This window comes from Phascolarctobacterium sp. (assembly GCF_045124115.1).
GTDB lineage: Bacteria > Bacillota > Negativicutes > Acidaminococcales > Acidaminococcaceae > Phascolarctobacterium_A.
In genome coordinates, this window is record NZ_JBGVLF010000015.1 from 24,169 (window position 1) to 46,113 (window position 21,945).

Consider the following 21,945-nt stretch of genomic DNA (forward strand, 5'->3'; position numbering starts at 1 on the left):
CCGTCTCCAAGTTAAACGTAGCCTATGCCTTCCTAGGCGTGCTCCTCGTAATCCTTATTCTATGCCCACTATTTATGATTTTTGCTGAGGCATTGTTTCCCCAGGGAAGCTTTGCCTCCAGCGCTAGTTGGCAAGTTCTGCTCAACGACAGTAATCTTACTACCATCCGCAACTCCTTACTTTTAGGCTTTGCCGTAACGTTGCTGTCCACCGTTATTGCCGCTCCCCTAGCCTTTCTGCTGGCAAAAACGCCTTTAGGTCGCCACAGTTGGCTGGATATCATATTCATGATTCCCTTCATGACTCCGCCCTATATTGCTTCCATGGGCTGGATTTTGTTTATGCAGAAACGAGGACTCTTAGAGCAGCTTTGCCCTGCCCTCAAATGGCTTTCTCCTTACTTCTTCAGTTTCGCTGGACTGACTCTGGTCATGAGTCTGCATGTGTTTCCCTTTATGGTTACCATCTTAAAGAACGCCATGCTCAACATTCCCAGCAGTCTTTTGGAAAGCGGTGCTGTTTTTGGTGCAACACCTGCCTACAGAATGCGTAAAATCTTTATGCCTTTACTCACCGCCAACTATGTTATCGGCGCTTTGCTAGTTTTCGTCAAAACGTTGGCTGAATACGGCACCCCTGCAACCTTAGGCTTCCGCATCGGCTTTTACGTATTCACCACGGACATTCACCGCTACGCTACTGTAGCCCCCATTGATTTCGGCAGTGCTGCCACCCTCAGTTCCGTCTTGATTATGATCTGCCTTGGATTTTGGTATCTGCAAAGCTATATCACCTCCACCCGCAGTTATAATCTCGTCAGCGGCAAGGGCGCACGCACTGCTTCCCAATGCAGCAGGCTCCTAAAAATCATCGGTTGGAACTATATCCTACTACTAATTTTCGTTGCTATTGTCATCCCCTATTTCTCCGTAGTTTCCACATCCTTGATCAAGCTGCGCGGCTACGGCCTTGCTGCCGGCAACTTCACATTGCAGCATTATGTGGATTTATTCCTAGAGAACGAAAACGGCATCGCCGCATTGTGGAACAGCGTTATTCTTGCTACTTCTTCCGCCAGCTTAGCGGCACTTCTTGGTACCATTATCGCTGTACTACTGCCCTATTACAGTAAGATGCGTCGCAAGCTATTGGAAGCTACCAGCCTGCTTCCGGAGATGCTGCCTGGCATTGTGCTGGTAATCGGCATTATGCTCTTTTGGAACAAAATTTATCAACTACTGCCCCTGTATAATACTTTGGGCATTATGGTACTAGCCTATACGGTGCTCTTCTTGCCCTATACAGTACAATATGTTGGTTCCGCTTTAACGCAAATCAGTCCCAGCTTGAATTGGGCAGGACGTACCCTTGGCGGCAGTCCCTTTTACGTATTCCGCCGCATAACCCTGCCCCTAATCGGTCGCGCAGTCAGCGCGGGCTGGATGATGACCTTTATTATCGCCTTCCGCGAGCTGGTCACTGCCAGCCTCATTGCTCCCCCCAACACCCTTGTAGTATCCACCTTCATTATGAGCGAATTTGAGCAGGGTAGTGTACCCGTGGGTATGGCGATGGCGGTTATCTGCGTACTTTTTACAACTACGGCGTTGATTTGTCTTAATCGCGCCTTGCATAAAAACAGAGGATAAAATATTATGGATTTATTTATTGGTGGCGGCTGTGGGGAACACGGCCGCAATTGTTTTTATTTTAGTGATGGCTATCATGGCATAATTGTTGATTGCGGTATCATGGCAGGAGCTTCCGCACCCTATCCCCGCTTAACCCCTAACCAAATACGCCACGCCAGTCATTTACTGCTCACCCATTCCCATGGCGATCACACAGGCGCGCTGCCCTGGCTGTTGCAACAGGGCTTTCAAGGTACTATTATTATGACAACGCCTACATGGGAGCAGTTAAGCTGCCACAGTATACCCAATAAAATTATCTTGCTGGACGAAACAGCACTGCCACTGCAGACCATGTTGCTGACAGAATACTTGTCCCTCACGTGGGGGCGCAGCGGACACTGCCCCGGTAGCTGTTGGTATAAAATTGGTTATGGTGATAAGAATATTTTCTGCAGCGGTGACTATATAGCGGACTCCCTGTGCTACGCCTGCGACGAAATTACAGACTACACTGCCGACCTTGCTATCTTAGATGCAGCCTACAGTCCCTGCACCCTCACTGCCCCTACCATGCGTGCTGCGTTCTTCCGCAAGGTAGAAGAACTTTTGGCAGAGCGTGATATTTTACTATTGCCCGTGCCCAAATACGGTCGTGGTCTAGAGATGCTGCTCGCCTTAAAGCCCTTGCTAGTAAAACACCCTGCCCATGGGGATAGCCACTTTTTAAAGCAGCTGCAAAAACTTTATGCTTTTTCCGATTGGCTTCTGCCAAAGGCTTTGCAACAACTGCAAAGTATCGACGTCAAAGGTTTTGCTTACACGGAAGATCTTCATCCGGGCATCTACTTTCTCAGCGACCCCCAGCTCAAACGCCCGGAAAACTACCAATTAGTCCGCCAGCTTGGCAATAATGGTCACACCCTTTGCAGCGGACACCTTGAAGCGAATAGTAACGCAGAACGTTTGGCAGCGCAAGGTTTATTGCAGCAGTGCTACTATCCTATTCATGGTACCGATAGTCAAGTACAAGCTTTACAAGAGCAAAACAACTTTAGTAAAATCATTCTCAATCACTCGGCAAAGCTACCAAGCGTTGAAAAAGTAGAATTTTAAAACAGCCCCACACCCGGCGTTCTACCGCAGTGTGGGGCTGTTTATTCTTAGCAAAAATTTCACCTGCAACTATCGTAAGGAGCGCAAATATTGCTTTTGTTCCGCTGTAATACGATAGCTTTCGCAAGCCTTTTGGATAGTTTTGCGATGGGTCCATTCATCTAACACACGTTGCTCAAGTAATGGCACCGTTACATTATACTGTTTAGCTAATGCTGTAGCAAAATACCAGGCAGCACCCATGCGGACGTAGTATTCCTCCGACCGCAAGTTAGCCACCCATTGCAGCTGTACAGGATTAAAATGCGTATCTAAGCAAAATTCCATAAGTATCCTGATACCAAAGCGGGCGGTATAACTATGCTCGGAGCCTAACCATGCAGGTATTTCTTGCAACAGATCATCTATATGCTCTTTAAATATTTTTGGGGTCAATAAATCGCAGGTTGCCCAATTATCAATATACGGAAGAAATGCTTTGACTTGCGCCATGCATATTTCGTAACCCTTGCAGTTGGACAGCAACACAGCATGGAGCTGGTTTTCGTCATAGTATTTATGGGGCAGCTCCTGCAAAAAAGCCTCTGCCAACGATGTTCCCTGTATTTCTTTCGCCAGCTTGCGCACAGCAGGCATCCGTATGCCTAAGATTTTCTCTTTGGGCAGCGTAGGCAGCAGACCGGCTTGAAAATCTCGGTAGCCCTGATCCTGCAATTTTAGCAGCTTGGTGTAAATTTCCTGCATAATATTCCCCTTTGGTACGTCAGCAAGTTTAAAGGTTTGGTGTTCATTATATAGCATTGTACCACAATTAGTAGCACCCAATAAGGTTTTTGACTAAGAAAATGGGACTCAGAAATGTGCGACAAGCCTCTTTACCAAAATTTAATTGCATCAACTGCAAGGTAGTAGTATAATATTCATAAAGAAGAGGTGCTACCGATAGACGGTTGCTCCCCTCTGTAACGATTATTTCAAAAAGATAACCGCGGAGTTGGTAGCTGGGCGGTTATCTTTTTGCATTTCTACCGACTACATATCCCGTATGAAAACATGCTAAACCGAAACCTAGCAGTTGAATAACATCAAGAATAGTCATAGGTATCACCTCCCGTAGACTAACACGATATGTTAACAACAAAATCAGTTAGTTACAGAGAGTCGCTCACCTCACACAGAGGAACCGCCTACCGCTTTGGTAGCACTATATTTATTTTAGCATGTTTTCGCTAAAGCGTAAATACTTTTATATTAAATAGTCTTTTCGTACAAACAGCCCCACACCCGGCGTTCTACCGTAGTGTGGGGCTGTAATTGTTTTATGCGTGCTCCTTAAGGCAAGCATATATTTCTTCGTTGATTTCTTCAAGAGATAAATCCGCTGTTCCATTTTTCTGAGCAGCTTCACTTAATGCGTTTAATGCACTAACAGCACACTGCTTTCGCAATCTTGCCTCGGAAGTTTTTATAGAACCAGAGTCATTCATATTTCACCCTCACTACTGTCAACTTTTCCTATTCCAAATAATTATGCGTAATATATTCTTTAAGTTCATTTACACTGGTATAGTAACGGTAACCATGTGCACTTACAATCGCTTGCGTTTCTGCAGTTTCATTTAAAAGCAATGCTATAGGTTCGCCTAGACCTGTTTGTATACCTTGCGGCCACGCCAAATCAATAATAGCTTCAACCTCATCACTATTGGCTTTTAGTAATTCGTGATTCATTGTGCCGGAGTTCAAGCCATGACCTTCCATCCAATTTATCATTTCTTCTAATTCTTCTTCCTCATCAATATCACGTACATATTGTTTGGATGAGTAAGATTGCAGGCTACTAGTTCCCATTTTGCCGTTATAGAGCAAGTCTAATAAGCTATTTGCAGCATCAGCAAGCAGTTTTCTTCGTTCTTCTAAGAACTTTTCGTAGTTCTCAACTTTCCAAAGATTGGGGTCATTGGGAATCCAATGAGTATCCATAGCACCTGGGCATTTCTTTCGGTAAACAGGGAAGTAATCTTCAGGCTTTTTATTAGAAATCGCAATATTGGTTGCTTTAGTCAAAAACGCATAGTTCGCCAAGGCATTTACGATAGCTTTACTCTTACCAGCTTTATAAAGCACATCTTTGGGGAATATATGGTGTACATCTAAGGAAGAACTACCTCCCAATAAAGCGTTCTTTAATTCAACATCACTACCCCAATCTCTAGCATGACCTGTTCTAGTGAGCAAGTAAAGTAATGGATAAAAACGTGCACCAGTACTCCAACCCCAGAAATCTTCAGGACGAATAGTTAAATCTCCACGAGTTTGTTTTAGCTTAGCAATCAAGCCATCAATACCGCCACCATCTTTAAGCGTATTTAAGTCTTGAGCCAAAGCACTCTCGGTAGAACTTGCATAACGTCCCCAAAGGAAAGCATGTACATACCAATATAGAAGCTTATCCCACTCAGCACTGTCAGCTAGTTTCCAATTGTTCTTTCCCAAATATCCAATCATGGTAACAATGCCAAAAACATTGCCCATAACACGTGCGTGGTCTAATCCAAGTCTAGATCCAATATGGTCAAGGCAGTCTCCTATTACCTTATCAACTTTCGGCAGAGAGGTTTTAAAATTCAGGACATCAATTTTTTCTAGCCCTGCAAAATATGGTTGCCCAGTAAGATATACGGTGATACAACGAAGCAGCCAATCCATAGAAAAATCATATCCAGCATTATGATATTTGGATAAAATTTTCTTCATTTCATCACGTGCCTCAGTCCATTGACCACAAATCTTAGCCAAAGCTAAATCACCTTTACTAAGCTTAGTGCCGCCACTGTTAACATTATTAAAGATGTCTACAACAACATCAATGGTTTTATCTTCACCAGACACGGTTTGAATGTATATATCAAGCTTCTTAATAGCATCCAGCCTATTCAGTACTGCCATATGAGATAACCAATAATTTGTATTAGCAGGACTTGGATCTGCCATCATTTTTTCTTGCATGAATACAGAGGCACCTTTTTGCATTAGTTCCGTTACGCTAATCCAAGCAGGCTCCGATTTCATTTTCATTTGTAGGTAAAATTCAAATATTTCCGTATCAACATTGAAATACAACCCTGTAAAAGAGTTGGCATTGCCATCAAAAAACTTAGGTGGAACACCTCTGATGATGCCATACAAAGAAGTCATGCGTTGCTGTCCATCAAGAATGAGATTTACATGACCGGGAGTTAAGGCACCATCACCTTTAGAAATAGTTGGGTCTGTAGTTGTATCCCATACCAACAAACTGCCTATTGGATATCCTTTATACAAAGATGTCATCAGCTTACGTACTTGATCACGGTTCCATACATAACCACGCTGGAATACAGGCATGGCAAAGCTGCCCAAATCAATTTGGCTTAATATCGTAATAATATCCATGCGAACGCCTCCAATATGTTTAATTAGTTAGATAGTATGTCAAGATTTTAGTATTAGTTACTTGCTTGTTTTCTAATAGCTAAAATGGCCTCAGAATCCTCATTATCAATTCTATTCATTAGCATATCGTATACGTAATTTACCAAGCCATCTTTCCCATTCATTCTAGCGTAATCATCTAAGCTATCGGTAATGGTTTCGCTTTTATCTGCATATTGTTTCTCAATATATTTATACATAAAGTACCCAATACTACGGTTTACAAACTCATATGCTTGTGAATATATGTTATCCCTCTTAGAGTCAGTTTCATTATATTCATATCTATTATCATTATCCACAAACATTCTAACATAACACAATTCCGTATACATACTATCCATACCAAAGTCATATTTAGCTGTAATAGCCTTCATCTGTTCTATGACACTGTCAATCATTTCGTCGATTATTCTTTTTAGTATATCATCTGGAATTCGTTGCCCATACTCATGTACTGATTCATAAGTTTGTAATCTGATATCCCTTACCATCCTATAAACTACTTCACTCTTTATCCGTGCAAAGTCAAGAGAAGAGTATTTAGTAATTTCTTTTTCATCCCTAGAATTGATATATAGCCAAATAAGTTTAATCTCTTCATCAGGCATACTTTCCAATACATGATTTACATCATTTTCCAAAATTCCATCAATATGATTATCCCTAACAAATACTCCCTGATCACAATATAAAAGGCTGTTATAAAAAAGTATTTTTTCTTTATCGGACTCGGCAGAATCCCAGGCAGGTACCTTTATATACATTTTAGCAATACTATTTACTTTTGAATCATATATGCCACCAATTACTGCTTTTATATTTTCTTCACGATTCATGACTGCACCTCATCATCTTCATCGCACATATCATCTTCTATTTCGTCACAATCATAAGGATTTTTCACTTCATCGTCTTCGGCGCGCTTATTTATCATTTGAATTATATACTCCACTATATCATCTTCAATACAAAAATTATAATAATTATCATAATCGATATTATATCCATTATGATAAGCATATAACCAAAGTGCTTGCTCCACTTTATAATTTTCCGAAGGGAATCTATCTAATTCACAACTTAGTTCTGCTTCCGCCATCTCACGCAAACTGCCATAAAATAAATCCTCGTTCTTTATTCCATCTCCATATTGCATTTCTACGCATAATTCTTCGTATGAGCTATTACACTCGCTTACAAAAACAGCAGGTGTAGCTTTTAACGCCATAATGAGCGAATCTGTAATATCATCATATATCCTTTTAACAGTCTCTTCCGGTATAGGTTGAGGGGTGCTTGCAATATCAGCAGCAGCGTCTACGAGCTTTTTTAAATAAACTGCCAATTTTAAACGTGCATCTTTTTCATTACGACACTTAGGAATGTTATTATAATCAGCAAACTTCACATAATAACAAATTTTCATCATTTCTTGAGGTAATTCTTGCACATACGCACCTATCTTACGTCCAATAATCGGTCCAAAGTATTTTACATATTCCTCTAACGGATATTGCTTGGCAAAGCAGTAGGCATCCCAAACATTGGTAATGTAATAATACTCTTCTTCAAAAGGTACAATATTAATAGTCTTCAAATTTTCAATAATATTATTACATTCTCTGTTTAAATATGAATCAACTATTCTGTCATACATATGTGTAGGTACCACTCTAATCCCTCCTAGTATCTATATTATACGCACTTATACACTGCTACAAAAAGGAGTGCTAACGCACCAATAGTGGCAAGTATGCTATTAGTAAATCAGGAAGTGCCCCACACCCGGCGTTCTACCGCAGTGTGGGGCTGTGAATGTTTGGAACACCAAACTTATCTACTATCGCGAATTTTCTGCTCTACGAACTCCTTCAACGTACCTGCTTTAGCTACCGGAATTGTATCAGCATTAAAGAAATTACGATGGGAAATGGACTCTGCTTCTTCATCAAATCCAAAGATATAGCTTGTAGCAATAGCATAAATAATACTACTAGGAGCAAAACCAAAGACTTGTTTCTCCAAAATATGTTTCAGTCTAGCCATACCATCCGGGAACACCTCTTTGTGAACAGGACTATTATACAAGCGTTTTACTAATTCCGTAATATACAAACCAGACTTCATATAGGGATCCATAAAAGTCCTTTCCGTGCTATTGAAGATATCAGGATTCTCCTTCTCCAATTCGTCAACCATCATCTTTACTACTTTCTTAGGAGTAAAGATTTGGTTTGTTTTTTGAGGCGGAATGTAATCAAAGATGTCCTTTTTACTGGTTTCGTCGAAGTAATTACTTAGCTCCGCTTTTTTGCGAAGGAACTCTTTGATAGATTGGTCAAAGACAACATCATCAAAGCATTTTGCATTATCTCGCAGATAGCAAAATTCTTCTACAGTAATGCTGGTGACTTCTTCAAAAACATTTTCAGGAGGATATGTTTCTAAATTTGCCATAGTGAGCTTATCATCCCCGTAAGCCATAATAAAACTGGGAATGGTTCGCGTAAAGCCACGCAAATGAGCACGCAAGTCGTTCTCAATATCACGTTTCGCTTGATTTTCCTTGTGTTCTTCTAGTGTTTCCGTAACTTGTTGGGCAACTTGTACCTGTACTTCCTGTGCTTTAGTTTGCACGGTTTCAACAAAAGTTTCTTGCGCCCTTTTTAGATCTTGGTTATATTGCTCTTCTATAGCCTGCTTTTCAACTGCAGTTTCAGCCTGTTCAATTTTCTTTTCCTTCTCGATAGTAAGGATTTTTTCCTGCCGTGTATAGTCGTCAGCCACACGCTGCAACTCATTTTGAACCGCTTGCTGTATCTGCTTTTCTACACGTTCTACCTCTTTGTTTTTGAGTCCGTATTGTTCTTTAGCAGGCTCACGAATACCCAATATAATATTTTCGCTTATACCTTTAGCTAGGTTATTAGCGTGAATATTTTGCGGTCTGTCCTCTTCTTCAACTTGTGCTGTAACAGAAATAGCAGTAACAGGAGATGTATTTGCAGGTTGGAATACCTCTTCTGCAGGTTTAGTAGGTACTTTTTCGTAAATTTTATCGCCAAAGATTGCTCCTGTAGTTTGAACAACAATTTCTTCAGGAATTTTTACCTCACCATTTTCGTCAACGTGGATGTTCTCAGCATCATCCATTGTACTATTGGTTTTATTTTTCTGACCTTGTTGTTCTACAGGCTCTATTTTTTTGAGAATCTCTACCGCCTCGCGATTAGCGCCAAAAACATTCCCTAGATTGTTAAACAAGAAGTTACTCATAAAGCCACGATTAACTACTTCTTCCGTCTTAATGGCAATAGGTATGCTCATTACCTTGGCAGCATCCAGTTCAACCATTTCTCCATCAGGATCTTCTGCATAAACGGAGAAGAAATTGAGCAAGCGCTTGATATTGCTTTCACGTTCTTCCTTGGTGCCACCGCCGCCGGAAGTAGAAGTATACAGGCTGTTGGAGAATTCATCAAAGACAATCAATGTGCGTTCAGGAGAAAAGTCAAAGACGTAGGCATTTTCTTTTTGGTAATATTTGCCATCCTTTTCGTATCTCCATGGGTTTTGCGCACGAAAAGCAGCTTGGATATATTCTGCAGGGGAACGCATATTACTGAGCATAAACACTGCCGTCCACTGAGGAATAGTTACACCTGTTGTCAACTGACCAACACTCAGGGTAATGGTTTTATCATTATTAGCAATAGCATCCTTTACTTTATTCAAGCTCTTTTTGTTAGCAGTTTCGTCCTGTTCATCTACTTTACCATCCCCTGCTGCAAGCACTACTTTATAATTGCCAAACACTGGATGATTAGCTAAAAGTTTCGCCATAGCCTTAGCACTGTCAACACGGCTGAGAATCCAGAAGGTATGTTTCAATTCATTTCGCAGTTCAGGAGTGGAGAATGGGAATTTTTTATAATTTACCAAGGCATCGAGGAACTTCTTAACGTCTGCTTCATGGTTAAATTTACCATTATTATTAGTGCTAAAGAATTCGTTCAAATCAAAAGCGTATTCTACGTTTTCGTCATCGCTCAAATCCAGTCCTTGGTTAACAGTATCCTGCACCATTTTGGACATTTGGTAGGTAAAAAGGTTCATATGGGGCATGGTTTCATAAGGGTTGGCAGATTCACGTTCCCCATCCTTATCCCAATTTGCTTTTGCTTCCTGTTCATCACTAAATGTCCAGTTAAAGATTTGCTCTGCACCGAACTTACCCATGGCGATTGCTTTAAAGGGAGTACCGGAAAGATGCAGGGTAAATTTGCGTTTAACATAGTCAAAGGCTTTATCTGTTTTTGCAGTATCTACCCCTTCATGGGCTTCGTCAATAATGAGCAAATCCCATTCCATATCATAAATCCATTTTAGCTTGTCGTATTCCCCGCCAAAATACGTTGAACCCTTTAACCCTTGTAAGCTTTCAAAGGCAACGCAACGAGTATCATCGCTATCTTCCTCGCTTGCTTCGCTAAGGAACTGTTCACGACTAAGTACCGGTCTTCCACTTAACGCTTCACATTCGCTGACAAAAAGGTACCCTGTTTGCCAAGCGATGAATTGTTCAAAATCATCATACCAAGAGTTGGCGATGGCAGGTCTATTGGTTACAACGAGGACGTTTTTAGCATCTATCCTGCGCATAAAGTCATAGGAGGTCAAGGTTTTACCAAAGCGTGGTTTGGCGTTCCAAAGATATTCTTTGCTGGCAAAGGGATCGTTCTTTACTTTATTGTAATAGGCAACGGTTTGGTCAACTGCCTGCTGTTGTTCCTTACGCAGGGTGTATTCGCTGCCTTGCTTCTGCCCTTGCAGGTTTTTATAATCATGAGCAGCAAAACGATGGAACAATTCGTGGGACTCCGCTGCGCCTATCTTGAACCATTCGCGATTAGGGAGTCTTTCTATATTGTGATAGCGTTCCATGTAGTTATGAAAATCGCTATCACGGAAATATTCTTTAGGATCTTGAACGTATCTTGCTTCTTCATCCCATTCCAATTTTGCTTCTACGTCAGCAGTTTTTACTTGCTGTTCAATACGAGCTGCTACAGTCTGTTTATCAGTATAGCCAATCTTTGTCCAACCATCATGTCTTTTCACTTCTGGGGTGGTATAGGCGTAAATCATCGGTTTGATTGTTATGCATGGTTTAATTTCGGGAGCCATTATGCCATCTCCTTAACGTTCGTCTCAATAAAGTTTATTTCTTCTTGGCTCAAACCATATTTCTTGTAAAGCTGTTGGTCAATCTCGGCAATTGATTTTGTCCAATCAATATCGGATTCGGAAGTGAAATCTTGGAGAGGAACATTTCTCCACATACCTTTTTTTAAATCTTGGGTAACTTTAGCCGTTCCTAACATCGCTCTAGAAAATTTTGTTTTCATATATTTTGAAACAGCAATCGCCTCATCAAAACTATCAAATGCTCCTATGCTAATAAATGTTTGAGTATGTCCGACCCCCTCGCTTACTGGAACAGCTTCAGCTATAGCTTCCCCAAACTTCCCTGTCCCAGATGCTTTGGGCATCAACACTTTATTTTTCAGCAGATTATCATGTTTTATTATGTAACAACTCTTTATCCATCTACTTACACGTGCATTGTCAAGTCGTCCATATATTTTAACGTACTCATCATTATCTAGTGGCATATTTTCCATAAAAACATCGGGTAATTTCTCAAATATATTGGTTGTAATATCATAGGAATGCCCTCTACTCAATCTAGATTCAACATCTGGGAAATCTTCATGAAGCTTATCAGTAAATTTGTAGCTTTCTGGACTATATACTATACTGCTAACATAACTATTAGCGTTATTCTTCACTTTATTAAGAATGTTTCTTAAAATTTCATCTGCAACAAATACTTCCATAGCTCCAAAATTACTAAGATTATCATGCAAAGTAACTGCAACGCCACCTTTAATTTCGGTATTAGCAAATACACCTCTAGGATCAGGATTGTAATACAATACCTTCAAATGCTCATCTGCAAGCATCTTTTCATTCCACGCTTTTGGAGTTTTGCCCGCATTGAACAAAAAACGTGCAGGAGTAATGAAAACAGCCTTGTCAGCAAGTTCATAAGAAGCATCTAAAAACTTATCATAAATAGGAGTATCAGAAGTATTCTCCGAATTTTCATGATACGGCGGATTGCCAATTATAACATCAATTTTCAAATCCTTTGTACTCATATTCCTTTCCTCCCCTTCCTTGATAACCAAATCTCTAATGGGAAAAGCAAAATTTTTCGTCCAGTCCTTAATCAAACATGGTATACCATTATGCTCACGGATATCGTTTTTAGAACACCCCACACAAGGACACTCCACAACATCCACATCATGCATAGCCTCCTGCTTCTGCACCGCTTTAGCACTAAGCTTAAAACTCTTCGCATCAAACACATCCGGCATATCACGTTTCACAGGCACTTGCTCTATATGGCAGCTGTTAGGCACAACCATCTTCAAACCATCCATCTGCCAAATGTTCCAAGCAATAATATCTGCAAAATGCAGCACCTGCGCAAGACTCAAATCACATTCACCAAATTTATCAGTATAATACTCAAGCACGTCAACCAAAATATTTTCCCTAGCAAGCAGTACATTATCCCCTTGCCAGTCATACCCATAAGTGCTTTGTACCGCGCGTCTTGCCCATTCCAGCCAAGACTTTTTCGTCCTCACATTTTCGTTAATCGCTCGCAACTTGCGGTCAAGCAAGCCTATACGCTGCTTTACAGGAATAAACTCTCCTGTTGCCATATCATACCTGCTCGTAAGGTAGGGTGCTTCACCACAAGTAATCTCTAAACGGCGTAACCAAATATAACTTCGCCAGCCACGCGAAGCCATCCTACCAACTTCCGGAAACTTTACCTTACCTTCGGTTACAGCCCATTCTTTATCTCCATTAGTGCTAAAAGCACCTTCATTACCAAACCAACCATCATCAACAGCATTGTTTTGCAAATTGCAAATCCAAGCAGGAGTAAAAACCTCGCCCTTTTCTCGAACCCTATTACGTTGAATATCTGCAGCCTTTTGAATACGCGGCATAATAGTAGAAGCATATGCTCCTGTTACACGCTCAGGAGTAATCATGTCGGTAGCAGCAAAACCTTCGCCCAAGCTACTATAATCGTCCGTACACCACATTAGCTGCTTCCCTGTAGTTTTGTCACACAAAAGCACAACCAACAAATCAGGACTAATAGCCTGCAATGCTTCTTCTTTTATATCAACTTTATTTAAAAGCTCTTCAAACACGTTATTCCTCCTCGCTATCGCAAGCAGTGCACAAAACGAATCACTCCATCTTACGCCTTCATTATACCAATAAATCCGCAAATTGCGGTCGCCTGCCCAGCGACATTTTTTCTACCCTTATTGTACCACAATCACTAACCTTGATAAATGCCTTAAATTAGACAGTAGAAGTTTTTTAAACATACAACACAATACTATTACAAATAAAAAAAGACCTGCCACATATACTCCTTCGTCCCCGATTAGGACACGGAAATACGTGACAAGTCTTTTTTATTGCTCTTTTCATATTCCTTTTTCTTTACCAGAAACGGTCTTTGAGGTCTTAGTATTATATACCATTAGTTTGGGATATAATACTATATATGATTTTTCTAACTTTTTCACCCAAAAACAATCTATATGCTTTCCTCTGCTAGGCATATTTCCTTTTAAAGCATCGTCACAGGAACACAATATGATACATCGTTCAAAGGGCGGATTCTGTCCGTAGAATCAAGAACAATACCGGTTTTTATATTCATATTGTATTTTTGAAGAACATTGAAATTCTTAGTTGGTTTTTTCGGAGCTATCCCGCGTTTAATTTCGATTGGACAAATCCCCTCCGCATCAACATATAGTAGGTCTATCTCTTTCTGATCTATATCCCTATAATAAAAAATATAGCTTTTAGGGTCAATACCGCTAGAATACATACTCTTTATGATTTCACTGACTATATACGTTTCAAAAAAAGCACCGCTCATAGCACAGTTTTCCAACATTTCCGCATTAGGCCATTTACACAAATAAGAGCATAACCCCGTATCTAAAAAATACATTTTAGGTGTTTTGATTATCCTATTAGAGATATTTGCCATATATGGTTGCAGCATATATATTATTCCTGACGTTTCTAGAATGGAAAGCCAGTTCTTGCACGTTCTGACATCAATGCCTACGTCCCTCGCAATAGTATCATATTTAAGCTCTTGCGAAGTCCTCAACGCCAAAATAGAAATAAAATTTCGGAACTGAGCCTCATGAGAAGCGCTGATAAGCTTCTTTACATCCTTTTCTATATATGTATCAACATAGGACTTGAAATACAAATCACGTTTAACTAATCCTGTGTATATGTCAGGCATCCCACCTATGAAGATATCCTGAAAAACTTCGCTTCTCTGCTTATATTTATATTCACCCTTGCGTTCACATTCTAAAAGTGCTTTGATATCAGGATTAAAAGCCCTAGCAGGCAGGCCCTGTTTCTCCCTATTGGATAAAGACAGCATTTCTATAACCCCGCAACGACCTGCCAAGGAGTCTGATATTCCTTCTTGTAGTTCGAATCTATTGGATCCTGTCAGAATATACATTAACTGCCTAGGTTCATTGCTGCGCATCCATTTCAACCTTTGAGCATCAATTACTTTTTTGATTTCATCCAAAAGGTTCGGAGCCTTCTGAATCTCGTCTATAATTACAGGCCAAGAATATCTTTCTAAAAATAATTTAGGATTTGTCAAAGCTAAAGTTCTGTCATCTGCATCGTCCAATGTTACCATAGGATATTTATCTTCAAAAATATAAGCTACTGATGTGGATTTTCCAACTTGTCTAGGACCATAAATAACAATACAGGGAAAAGATTCCGCTGTTTCTTTGATAAGTTCTTCAACGTGCCTCTTTATGTACATCTCTTTCGCCTCCCTAAAAACTCTTAGCCCTATGCCTGCTTCTTTTCGCTTTCTTATACCTATTATAAAGCAAAACTGCGATGAAAACAACATCGTATTGTCATTTTCATCGCAAACTGCTCTTTTTCGAAGTCTTTTTTATTGTCCTCTTTCCACATCTTCCGTGCGAAAAATGTTGTAACTAAAAAGCTCCCAGAGCGAACTCTGGGAGCAGGCAAACATTGATATTTAGTTGTAATCAAGCATGTTCATGAGCTTTGGCTTTGCCCTTTTGGATGAACCAAACCGCTGCCAAAACAACCACGCCCACTACGTCAGTAACCACACCGGGATGCATAAGGGAAAGAGCACCCACTGTTACTACTGCACGCAGCCACAAGGCAACAGGAGCCATAAAATAGCCTTCAACAGCAACACCGATCAGGAATACGCCTACGCAAGCGGTCAAAGCTACGGAGAAGCCTTGCAGGATAGTAGTATCAATCAGCATCAGCTGCGGAGAATATACGAACATAAAGGGAACGATGAAGCCCGCAATCGCCAGCTTAACAGAAGCAACGCCCGTCTTCATAGGGTCGCCACCGGACAAACCCGCTGCCGCAAAGGATGCCAGTGCAACAGGAGGTGTCAAGTTTGCAAACATTGCATAGTAGAAGGAGAACATGTGGGCTGCAGCAGGAGCAATGCCCAGCTTGGACAGTGCCGGAGCTGCAATAGAAGCGGTAATGATGTACGCAGGAATGGAAGGAAGACCCATACCCAAAATCATACAAGTAATCATAGTGAAAACCAAAGTAAAGAGAATGCTTTGAGAGCCTAAGCTAATAATGGTATTAGCCATAGTCAGACCAAAACCAGTCTTGGAAGACACACCAATGATAATGCCTACGCAGGCACAAGCAATAGCTACGGAAACAGTTTGCTTCGCACCTTCAGCCAACGCTTCGATGAAATCCTTCACGCCCATACGGGTGCTTGCGGAAAATTGAGAAACGACTACAGTTACGATAATGGTGCAAACCGCAGAGAAAATAACGGTAGTACCGGAGAAGAACAGCATATAGAGCAAGAAAATAACCGGGATCAACAAATGGCCTTGGCGTTTCATAACTGCGCCGGCGTTAGGCAATTGGTCCTTGGGCAAACCTACCAAACCGTCCTTGGAAGCACGCAGCTGCACCTGGATAATAATACCCAAGTAGTACAGCAAGGCAGGAATGGCCGCCCAAACAATAATCTCGGAATATTTTACAGAAAGCATCTCCGCCATGATGAAGGCAGCAGCACCCATAATTGGCGGCAGCAGCTGCCCACCAACGGAAGCAGAAGATTCAACTGCACCGGCAAATTCTTTGGAATAACCGGTTTTCTTCATCAAGGGAATGGTGAAAGCACCGGTAGTAACTACGTTTGCTACTGCAGAACCATTAATGGAGCCCAAGAAGCCGGAAGCAATAACGGATACCTTGGCAGGACCGCCCTTAGTATGACCTGCAAGAGCAAGAGCAATATCATTAAAGAACTGCCCCATGCCAGACTTCTGCATTACACAGCCAAAAAGGATGAATAGGAAAATATAGCTTGCAGCTACACTGACGGAGGTGCCGTAAATACCTTCCGTATTGGCAAAGAAATGGTTGGACAAGCTAGTCCAATCATAACCGCGATGCATAAAGAAGGAAGGCATGCTACGTCCAAACATACCATAGGCAATAAAGATTAATGATAAAATGGACAGAGCGTTGCCGCTGACACGACGGCTGGATTCAAGCACCAAACCGGTAAGCAGCGTCGCCATGAACATATCCATCTGGCTGGCATTACCTGCACGTTCCACAACGCCAAGATAATCGTACCAAATATAGAAAGGAGCAACGAAGCTCAACGCAACGAGAATCCAATCGCAAATAGTTGGCTTTGTGCGGTCGCTTTTCTTGTTAAACGGATACATCATAAAGGAAAGAGACAGCATCATCGCCACGTGCAAAGAGCGATGCACCAGTGTTACAGGCCCACCAAAAGCAGCTGTATATAAATGATAGCAAGAAACTAAAACACATAATACAAAGAACACCTTACCAATGATACCGCTTAATTTACGGGTAGCAGACTCTTTGTCATGCTTTTGCAGAACTTCTTCCGCATTGGCCTGCATTTGCTGTCCTTCAGCAGAAGTATCAGCGTTTAAACTAATCTTTTTTTCGTCCATGGAATAGACCCCTCCTTTCAATTTTCAGCGTTAAACGAGTATGCTCTGGAAGGAGTCTACCGCTTGTTAAAAGCATATCGTTGACTTTGATATCACGCGTAGCTAAATGAGAGTTAATCCAGTCGAATTGTTGGAAGACCTGATCAATCCCCTCCATATAGATCATACCATTCTCCACTCTAACTCTTTTGCCTTTGTTTTCAGGTATACCTGCCCCAAAGGCAGGAAAGCAAATCGTATCTAAAACAAGAGTATTGTTGCTTTCTATATGGTAATACTCATGCCAACGAATTCTTTCCCAAGAATGAATCCAGCCGAAGAAGAGCTTATCCCCCACTTTTACCGGATATTCCACATATATTTTCCCTGTCTTGAAATCTCTGATTACGAGCATTCTGTCAGGTGAAAAGCTGTACTGGGCATAGAGCCCAGCACAAGCAATTACCATAAGGGCTGACAAAATCAGCCAAAATCTTTTCATAATACTAAACTAAGCAGCCGAAGCCAATTATTTCAGCAAGCCTTTATCTTTGTAGTATTTTTCTGCGCCCGGATGCAGTTTAACGGAAGTGCCGGTAATACCGCGCAGTGCAGTTTCCGGTTTAATTTCGCGTTTAGCAGTTGCATGGGATGCGCCAATGGTTTCCAAGCCTTTAGGAGAGTAGATGCCGTCCAACAGGTCGTATACTACTTCGTCCTTCATGTCTTTGTTAACGATCATAATATTCATAACAGCTGCAGTAGTAGTATCTGCTGCAGTGTCATAGGTAGCTTTAGGAATCTTCCACTCAATGTAGAAGGGATATTTTTTGGTCAAGTTTTTGAGAGCTTCGCCATCAACAGGAACGAAGGAAATTTCCTTGGTAGTGCCAAGTTCTTTAATGGTTGCGTTGCCCAAACCGGAGGTTACGAAAGCAACGTCGCATTGACCATTTTTCATTTGTGCAATAGCTTCGCCATAGGACAGGTAGTCAACCTTAGCGTCCTTATAGGTCATGCCATTAGCTTCGAAAATCATGCGGGCGTTAAGTTCTACACCGGAATTGGGAGCACCTACGCCAACACGTTTGCCTTTAATATCTTTAAATGTTTTGATACCAGAGTCTTTAGTGGTAACGATTTGGACAACGTTCGGCCAGAGCCCCATAATTGCACGGAGGTCTTCAGCTTTCTTTTTGCCTTCGTATGCACCAAAGCCATCAACCGCTTGGATTACAGAGTCGGACATAGCAATAGCCAATTCGCCTTTGTGGGTGAGGATGCCATTGATGTTTTCGCCCGTAGCACCGGTTGCAGTCGCACTGGTTTTGTAGCCCATTTCACCAATAACTTTGGAGAAAGCGCCACCAATTGGGAAGTAAATACCGGAGGTAGGACCTGTTAATACGGTAACGAATTCTTTGGAGCGATCAACTTTGGCATTTTTATCGCTAGCTGCTTTTTGATCACCACCGCCACACCCGGCGATAAGAGTTGCTGCACAAGCTAAAGCAGCAAGAGACGCTACTAATTTCTTTTTCATGAGATTGCCTCCTTTTACTAAAAATGGCCAGGCGGAATATCAAACCCGCGCTGGCCTATCCTTGTTGTCATATTCTACATAATTTTCAAAATTCCTGCAAACTTTACAGTATATATATGCAATTTGTTTTGCAATATTATCCACAAAAATAAAAAACTCCCAAACCGAAGTCTGGGAGTATGTTTGCATTGGAGCTAGGCACAGGAATCGAACCCGCAACCTGCTGATTACAAATCAGCTGCTCTGCCAATTGAGCTAGCCTAGCGTCTACCATGTTATTATAATGGAATTAATCCAATTTGTCAAGGATTACATATAGAAATACCAGTAAGTTACGCAAGCCAAGGCAATACGGTACCAAGCGAAACTGGTCAAATCGTACTTATGCAGAAATTTGAGGAACCACAGCACGGACCAATAAGCCACCACAAAGGAAACCACAAAGCCAATAGTAAGCACCGTCAGCGCATCACCATTAAGATTATTCAAATTCTTCAACAAGTCGTAAATGCAGGCCACAAACATCAAGGGAACAGCTATGAGGAAAGTATAGCTGGCTGCAGCCTGACGGGAAAGCCCCACTAAAAGTCCACCGGCAATGGTGCTGCCACTGCGGGAGAAACCAGGCCACAAGGATAAGAATTGGTAGATACCAACCCACATAGCCTGCTTCATAGTAATCTTGTCCACATCGTCCACAAGCTCTGCTTCCCTGCCTTTGGTCTTGTGCTCCGCATACATCAGCAGCAAACCACCTAAAACTAAGCCAATAGCTACAGTAAAGGGAGAAAATAGATACATCTTAATATATTTGTACAGGAAGAACGCCACTGCCATCACCGGCACGATACCTGCCGCAATATGCCATACGGATAAGCCCTTGTGCATATCCCAGCCATCCTTAGTAAAGAAACGAGTAAAGCGTTCTTTATAAATAAAAATCACAGATAAAATAGCGCCCAACTGTACGAAAACGTCAAATACATCTGCCACAGGACCATCAAAGCCCAACACATGGCCTACGATAATCATGTGACCGGTGGAAGAAACAGGCAAAAACTCCGTCAAGCCTTCCACTATACCTACCACAACGGCGATCAAATACTGCTCCATGGTAACATCCTTTCCTTAGCATCATAATCTTTTCTATTATACGCTAAACCATATAGATATGCAACGGCAACGCCTATATTTTACGATTTTCTCACAGCTTGAACGCAAAATAAAGGACAGCCCCATCGGACTGTCCTTTATCATATACGTTTTAAATGAATCAAAAATTAATTTACAGGAACTTCATCGCCAAAGCTAATGCCCAACTGGCGCCCGGTACGGATGATTTCATTATCCACGGATACCTGTCTAGGCTTAGAAGCCGCCTTTTGGATATACACTGTCACAATCTGGTCGTGATACAGGGACACCATAACATTGTACTCGCCCCGCAAGCACGCTTCCGCTGCAGCCACGCCATAACGAGTGGACAGCACACGGTCGAAAGCAGTGGGAGAACCGCCACGTTGCAAATAACCAAGGACGGTGCAACGGGACTCAATACCTGTTGCTTCTTCAATCTCGTTAGCTACCTTTTCGCCAATACCGCCTAAACGGATGGGTTCAAAGCTACCCTTTACCATGCGGGCTACGGACATTTCACCGCCTTCGGGCTTAGCGCCCTCGGCAACTACCACGATACTGAAGTTTTTGCCTGCTTCCTTACGCTGTTTAATCTTAGCAATCACAGGCTCCAGCTTATAGGGAATTTCCGGAAGCAGGATAACATCCGCACCACCGGCAATACCGCTGTGCAAAGCAATCCATCCGGCGTAACGCCCCATAACCTCCAGCACCATAACCCTATGATGGGATTCCGCTGTAGTATGCAATCTGTCGAGCGCTTCGGTAGCCATGGCCATTGCCGTGTCAAAGCCAAAGGTCCGTTCCGTACACGGCAAGTCATTATCAATAGTCTTGGGCACGCCCACAACCTTGACGCCACACTCTCTAGCCAATTGCGCACCAATATTCAGGCTGCCATCGCCACCGATAACCACCAGCGCTTCAATATCATATTTCTGCAGATTGTCCAGCACTTGCTGGCGCATATCCTTATAAACAATCTCGCCATTTTCCTGCTCAACAGCAAACTTGAAAGGATTATCCCTATTGGTGGTGCCTAAAATAGTACCACCGCGGGGAAGAATGCCGGACACGCTGGCATAATCCATCAACTGCATATTGCCATTGATCAAGCCGTTAAAGCCATTATGGACACCATAAACCTCGCAACCATTCTGCAGGAAAGTTTTCACTACGGCTCTAATAACGGCATTTAAGCCCGGGCAGTCGCCACCGCCCGTCAAAACTGCGAAACGACGCTTTTTTTCAGCCATGTTCTTGCCTCCGCATCTTTCACATTAGGATTTTGGCAAATTATTCTTCTACGTTCCAAATCTTGAAGCCATCAGGGCTGATACGGATTGCTTCGGTGCCGTCAAATTTATCATAGCACAGGTTGCCATTGTCGATATAGCCGGGCCATGCAGTGATAATGGTGAACTTTTTGCTCAGTTTACGCATGAGGCTGTCGGTGTTGATATGGAATACGGGAACAAACAAAGTTTGCAGACGGTCAAGAATGATAACGTCAGCATTGTAGCTTGCTAAGATTTCTGCAAACATATCAGGAGCGTACAGGCCACGGTCTGCTGCAGGAATAGCCAAAAATTCTTCGCTGATCAACATACGGCAATCTACATAGGTCCATTTTTTAACCTCTGCAGCTTCGCGCAGAACTTTGCTCTTACCGCTGCCGGGTTTACCGGTAACGATTACTACGTTGCCTTTGTCAGCTTGGGCTGCTTCTACAACTTTCAACAATTCTTCAACTTGATTCATTTGAAAAACCTCCTATGACACCGAAGTGTTAATTTACCAATCTAAATTGTTTAGTTAGTGTATTCGCTATTCTTTGCTAAAATCCTTTAAAAAAAGTACACCATTC

The 21,945-nt window shown here is 41.9% G+C and carries 16 protein-coding genes and 1 tRNA gene; 2 read left to right on the plus strand and 15 right to left on the minus strand.

Annotation, left to right across the window (positions count from 1 at the left end):
* Nucleotides 1-74: 74 nt before the first annotated feature.
* Nucleotides 75-1,649 (plus strand): ABC transporter permease, encoded by a 1,575-nt coding sequence (locus ACJMM4_RS01980; RefSeq protein WP_405382834.1) that lies wholly within the window; start codon nucleotides 75-77, stop codon nucleotides 1,647-1,649.
* 6 nt (nucleotides 1,650-1,655) lie between these two features.
* The gene (locus ACJMM4_RS01985) at nucleotides 1,656-2,747 is read left to right on the plus strand and encodes an MBL fold metallo-hydrolase (RefSeq protein WP_405382836.1); all 1,092 of its coding nucleotides are present in this window, start codon (nucleotides 1,656-1,658) and stop codon (nucleotides 2,745-2,747) included.
* A gap of 69 nt (nucleotides 2,748-2,816) precedes the next feature.
* On the opposite strand, the gene ACJMM4_RS01990 is transcribed toward ACJMM4_RS01985, so the two are convergent.
* The 15 genes from ACJMM4_RS01990 to brxF form a co-directional block, all read right to left on the minus strand.
* A complete protein-coding gene (locus tag ACJMM4_RS01990) occupies nucleotides 2,817-3,491 on the minus strand; it encodes a DNA alkylation repair protein (protein WP_405382838.1) in 675 nt (224 codons plus the stop codon).
* Between the two features lie 575 nt (nucleotides 3,492-4,066).
* Nucleotides 4,067-4,234 (minus strand): hypothetical protein, encoded by a 168-nt coding sequence (locus ACJMM4_RS01995; RefSeq protein ID WP_405382840.1) that lies wholly within the window; start codon nucleotides 4,232-4,234, stop codon nucleotides 4,067-4,069.
* Nucleotides 4,235-4,262: 28 nt separating this feature from the next.
* Nucleotides 4,263-6,182, minus strand: a complete 1,920-nt coding sequence (locus ACJMM4_RS02000) for a DUF262 domain-containing protein (protein ID WP_405382842.1) — start codon at nucleotides 6,180-6,182, stop codon at nucleotides 4,263-4,265.
* A 53-nt stretch (nucleotides 6,183-6,235) separates the two neighbouring features.
* Entirely contained in the window at nucleotides 6,236-7,060 is an 825-nt protein-coding gene (locus ACJMM4_RS02005) for a hypothetical protein (protein ID WP_405382844.1), read from the minus strand.
* Nucleotides 7,057-7,896, minus strand: coding sequence for a hypothetical protein (locus tag ACJMM4_RS02010; RefSeq protein ID WP_405382846.1), 840 nt, complete (start codon nucleotides 7,894-7,896; stop codon nucleotides 7,057-7,059). The genes ACJMM4_RS02005 and ACJMM4_RS02010 overlap by 4 nt, the downstream gene beginning before the upstream one ends.
* Nucleotides 7,897-8,057: 161 nt before the next feature.
* The gene (locus tag ACJMM4_RS02015; protein ID WP_405382848.1) at nucleotides 8,058-11,411 is read right to left on the minus strand and encodes a DEAD/DEAH box helicase family protein; all 3,354 of its coding nucleotides are present in this window, start codon (nucleotides 11,409-11,411) and stop codon (nucleotides 8,058-8,060) included.
* Nucleotides 11,411-13,528, minus strand: a complete 2,118-nt coding sequence (locus tag ACJMM4_RS02020) for an Eco57I restriction-modification methylase domain-containing protein (RefSeq protein ID WP_405382850.1) — start codon at nucleotides 13,526-13,528, stop codon at nucleotides 11,411-11,413. The genes ACJMM4_RS02015 and ACJMM4_RS02020 overlap by 1 nt, the downstream gene beginning before the upstream one ends.
* Nucleotides 13,529-13,959: 431 nt before the next feature.
* Nucleotides 13,960-15,210 carry an ATP-binding protein gene (locus ACJMM4_RS02025; protein ID WP_405382852.1) on the minus strand — a complete coding sequence of 417 codons (1,251 nt, stop codon included), beginning with the start codon at nucleotides 15,208-15,210 and terminating at the stop codon, nucleotides 13,960-13,962.
* Between the two features lie 238 nt (nucleotides 15,211-15,448).
* Nucleotides 15,449-17,419, minus strand: coding sequence for a TRAP transporter permease (locus ACJMM4_RS02030; RefSeq protein ID WP_405382854.1), 1,971 nt, complete (start codon nucleotides 17,417-17,419; stop codon nucleotides 15,449-15,451).
* Nucleotides 17,400-17,774 (minus strand): DUF1850 domain-containing protein, encoded by a 375-nt coding sequence (locus ACJMM4_RS02035; protein ID WP_405382856.1) that lies wholly within the window; start codon nucleotides 17,772-17,774, stop codon nucleotides 17,400-17,402. The genes ACJMM4_RS02030 and ACJMM4_RS02035 overlap by 20 nt, the downstream gene beginning before the upstream one ends.
* A gap of 153 nt (nucleotides 17,775-17,927) precedes the next feature.
* Nucleotides 17,928-18,941, minus strand: a complete 1,014-nt coding sequence (locus tag ACJMM4_RS02040) for a TAXI family TRAP transporter solute-binding subunit (RefSeq protein ID WP_405382858.1) — start codon at nucleotides 18,939-18,941, stop codon at nucleotides 17,928-17,930.
* 189 nt (nucleotides 18,942-19,130) lie between these two features.
* Nucleotides 19,131-19,206 (minus strand) — tRNA-Thr (locus ACJMM4_RS02045).
* A gap of 44 nt (nucleotides 19,207-19,250) precedes the next feature.
* Complete coding sequence (locus tag ACJMM4_RS02050) at nucleotides 19,251-20,054, minus strand: undecaprenyl-diphosphate phosphatase (RefSeq protein WP_405382860.1); 804 nt, start codon at nucleotides 20,052-20,054, stop codon at nucleotides 19,251-19,253.
* A 167-nt stretch (nucleotides 20,055-20,221) separates the two neighbouring features.
* A complete protein-coding gene (locus tag ACJMM4_RS02055) occupies nucleotides 20,222-21,334 on the minus strand; it encodes a 6-phosphofructokinase (protein ID WP_405382862.1) in 1,113 nt (370 codons plus the stop codon).
* Nucleotides 21,335-21,374: 40 nt separating this feature from the next.
* Nucleotides 21,375-21,839, minus strand: a complete 465-nt coding sequence (gene brxF, locus ACJMM4_RS02060) for a BREX-3 system P-loop-containing protein BrxF (protein WP_405379226.1) — start codon at nucleotides 21,837-21,839, stop codon at nucleotides 21,375-21,377.
* Between the last annotated feature and the right edge of the window lie 106 nt (nucleotides 21,840-21,945).

Bases quoted from the DNA above. Each gene is read 5' to 3' on its own strand.
- ACJMM4_RS01980 (WP_405382834.1), top strand. From the start codon at position 75: ATGATTTTTGCTGAGGCATTGTTTCCCCAGGGAAGCTTTGCCTCCAGC.
- ACJMM4_RS01985 (WP_405382836.1), top strand. From the start codon at position 1,656: ATGGATTTATTTATTGGTGGCGGCTGTGGGGAACACGGCCGCAATTGT.
- ACJMM4_RS01990 (WP_405382838.1), bottom strand. From the start codon at position 3,491: ATGCAGGAAATTTACACCAAGCTGCTAAAATTGCAGGATCAGGGCTAC.
- ACJMM4_RS01995 (WP_405382840.1), bottom strand. From the start codon at position 4,234: ATGAATGACTCTGGTTCTATAAAAACTTCCGAGGCAAGATTGCGAAAG.
- ACJMM4_RS02000 (WP_405382842.1), bottom strand. From the start codon at position 6,182: ATGGATATTATTACGATATTAAGCCAAATTGATTTGGGCAGCTTTGCC.
- ACJMM4_RS02005 (WP_405382844.1), bottom strand. From the start codon at position 7,060: ATGAATCGTGAAGAAAATATAAAAGCAGTAATTGGTGGCATATATGAT.
- ACJMM4_RS02015 (WP_405382848.1), bottom strand. From the start codon at position 11,411: ATGGCTCCCGAAATTAAACCATGCATAACAATCAAACCGATGATTTAC.
- ACJMM4_RS02025 (WP_405382852.1), bottom strand. From the start codon at position 15,210: ATGTACATAAAGAGGCACGTTGAAGAACTTATCAAAGAAACAGCGGAA.
- ACJMM4_RS02030 (WP_405382854.1), bottom strand. From the start codon at position 17,419: ATGGACGAAAAAAAGATTAGTTTAAACGCTGATACTTCTGCTGAAGGA.
- ACJMM4_RS02040 (WP_405382858.1), bottom strand. From the start codon at position 18,941: ATGAAAAAGAAATTAGTAGCGTCTCTTGCTGCTTTAGCTTGTGCAGCA.
- ACJMM4_RS02050 (WP_405382860.1), bottom strand. From the start codon at position 20,054: ATGGAGCAGTATTTGATCGCCGTTGTGGTAGGTATAGTGGAAGGCTTG.
- ACJMM4_RS02055 (WP_405382862.1), bottom strand. From the start codon at position 21,334: ATGGCTGAAAAAAAGCGTCGTTTCGCAGTTTTGACGGGCGGTGGCGAC.
- brxF (WP_405379226.1), bottom strand. From the start codon at position 21,839: ATGAATCAAGTTGAAGAATTGTTGAAAGTTGTAGAAGCAGCCCAAGCT.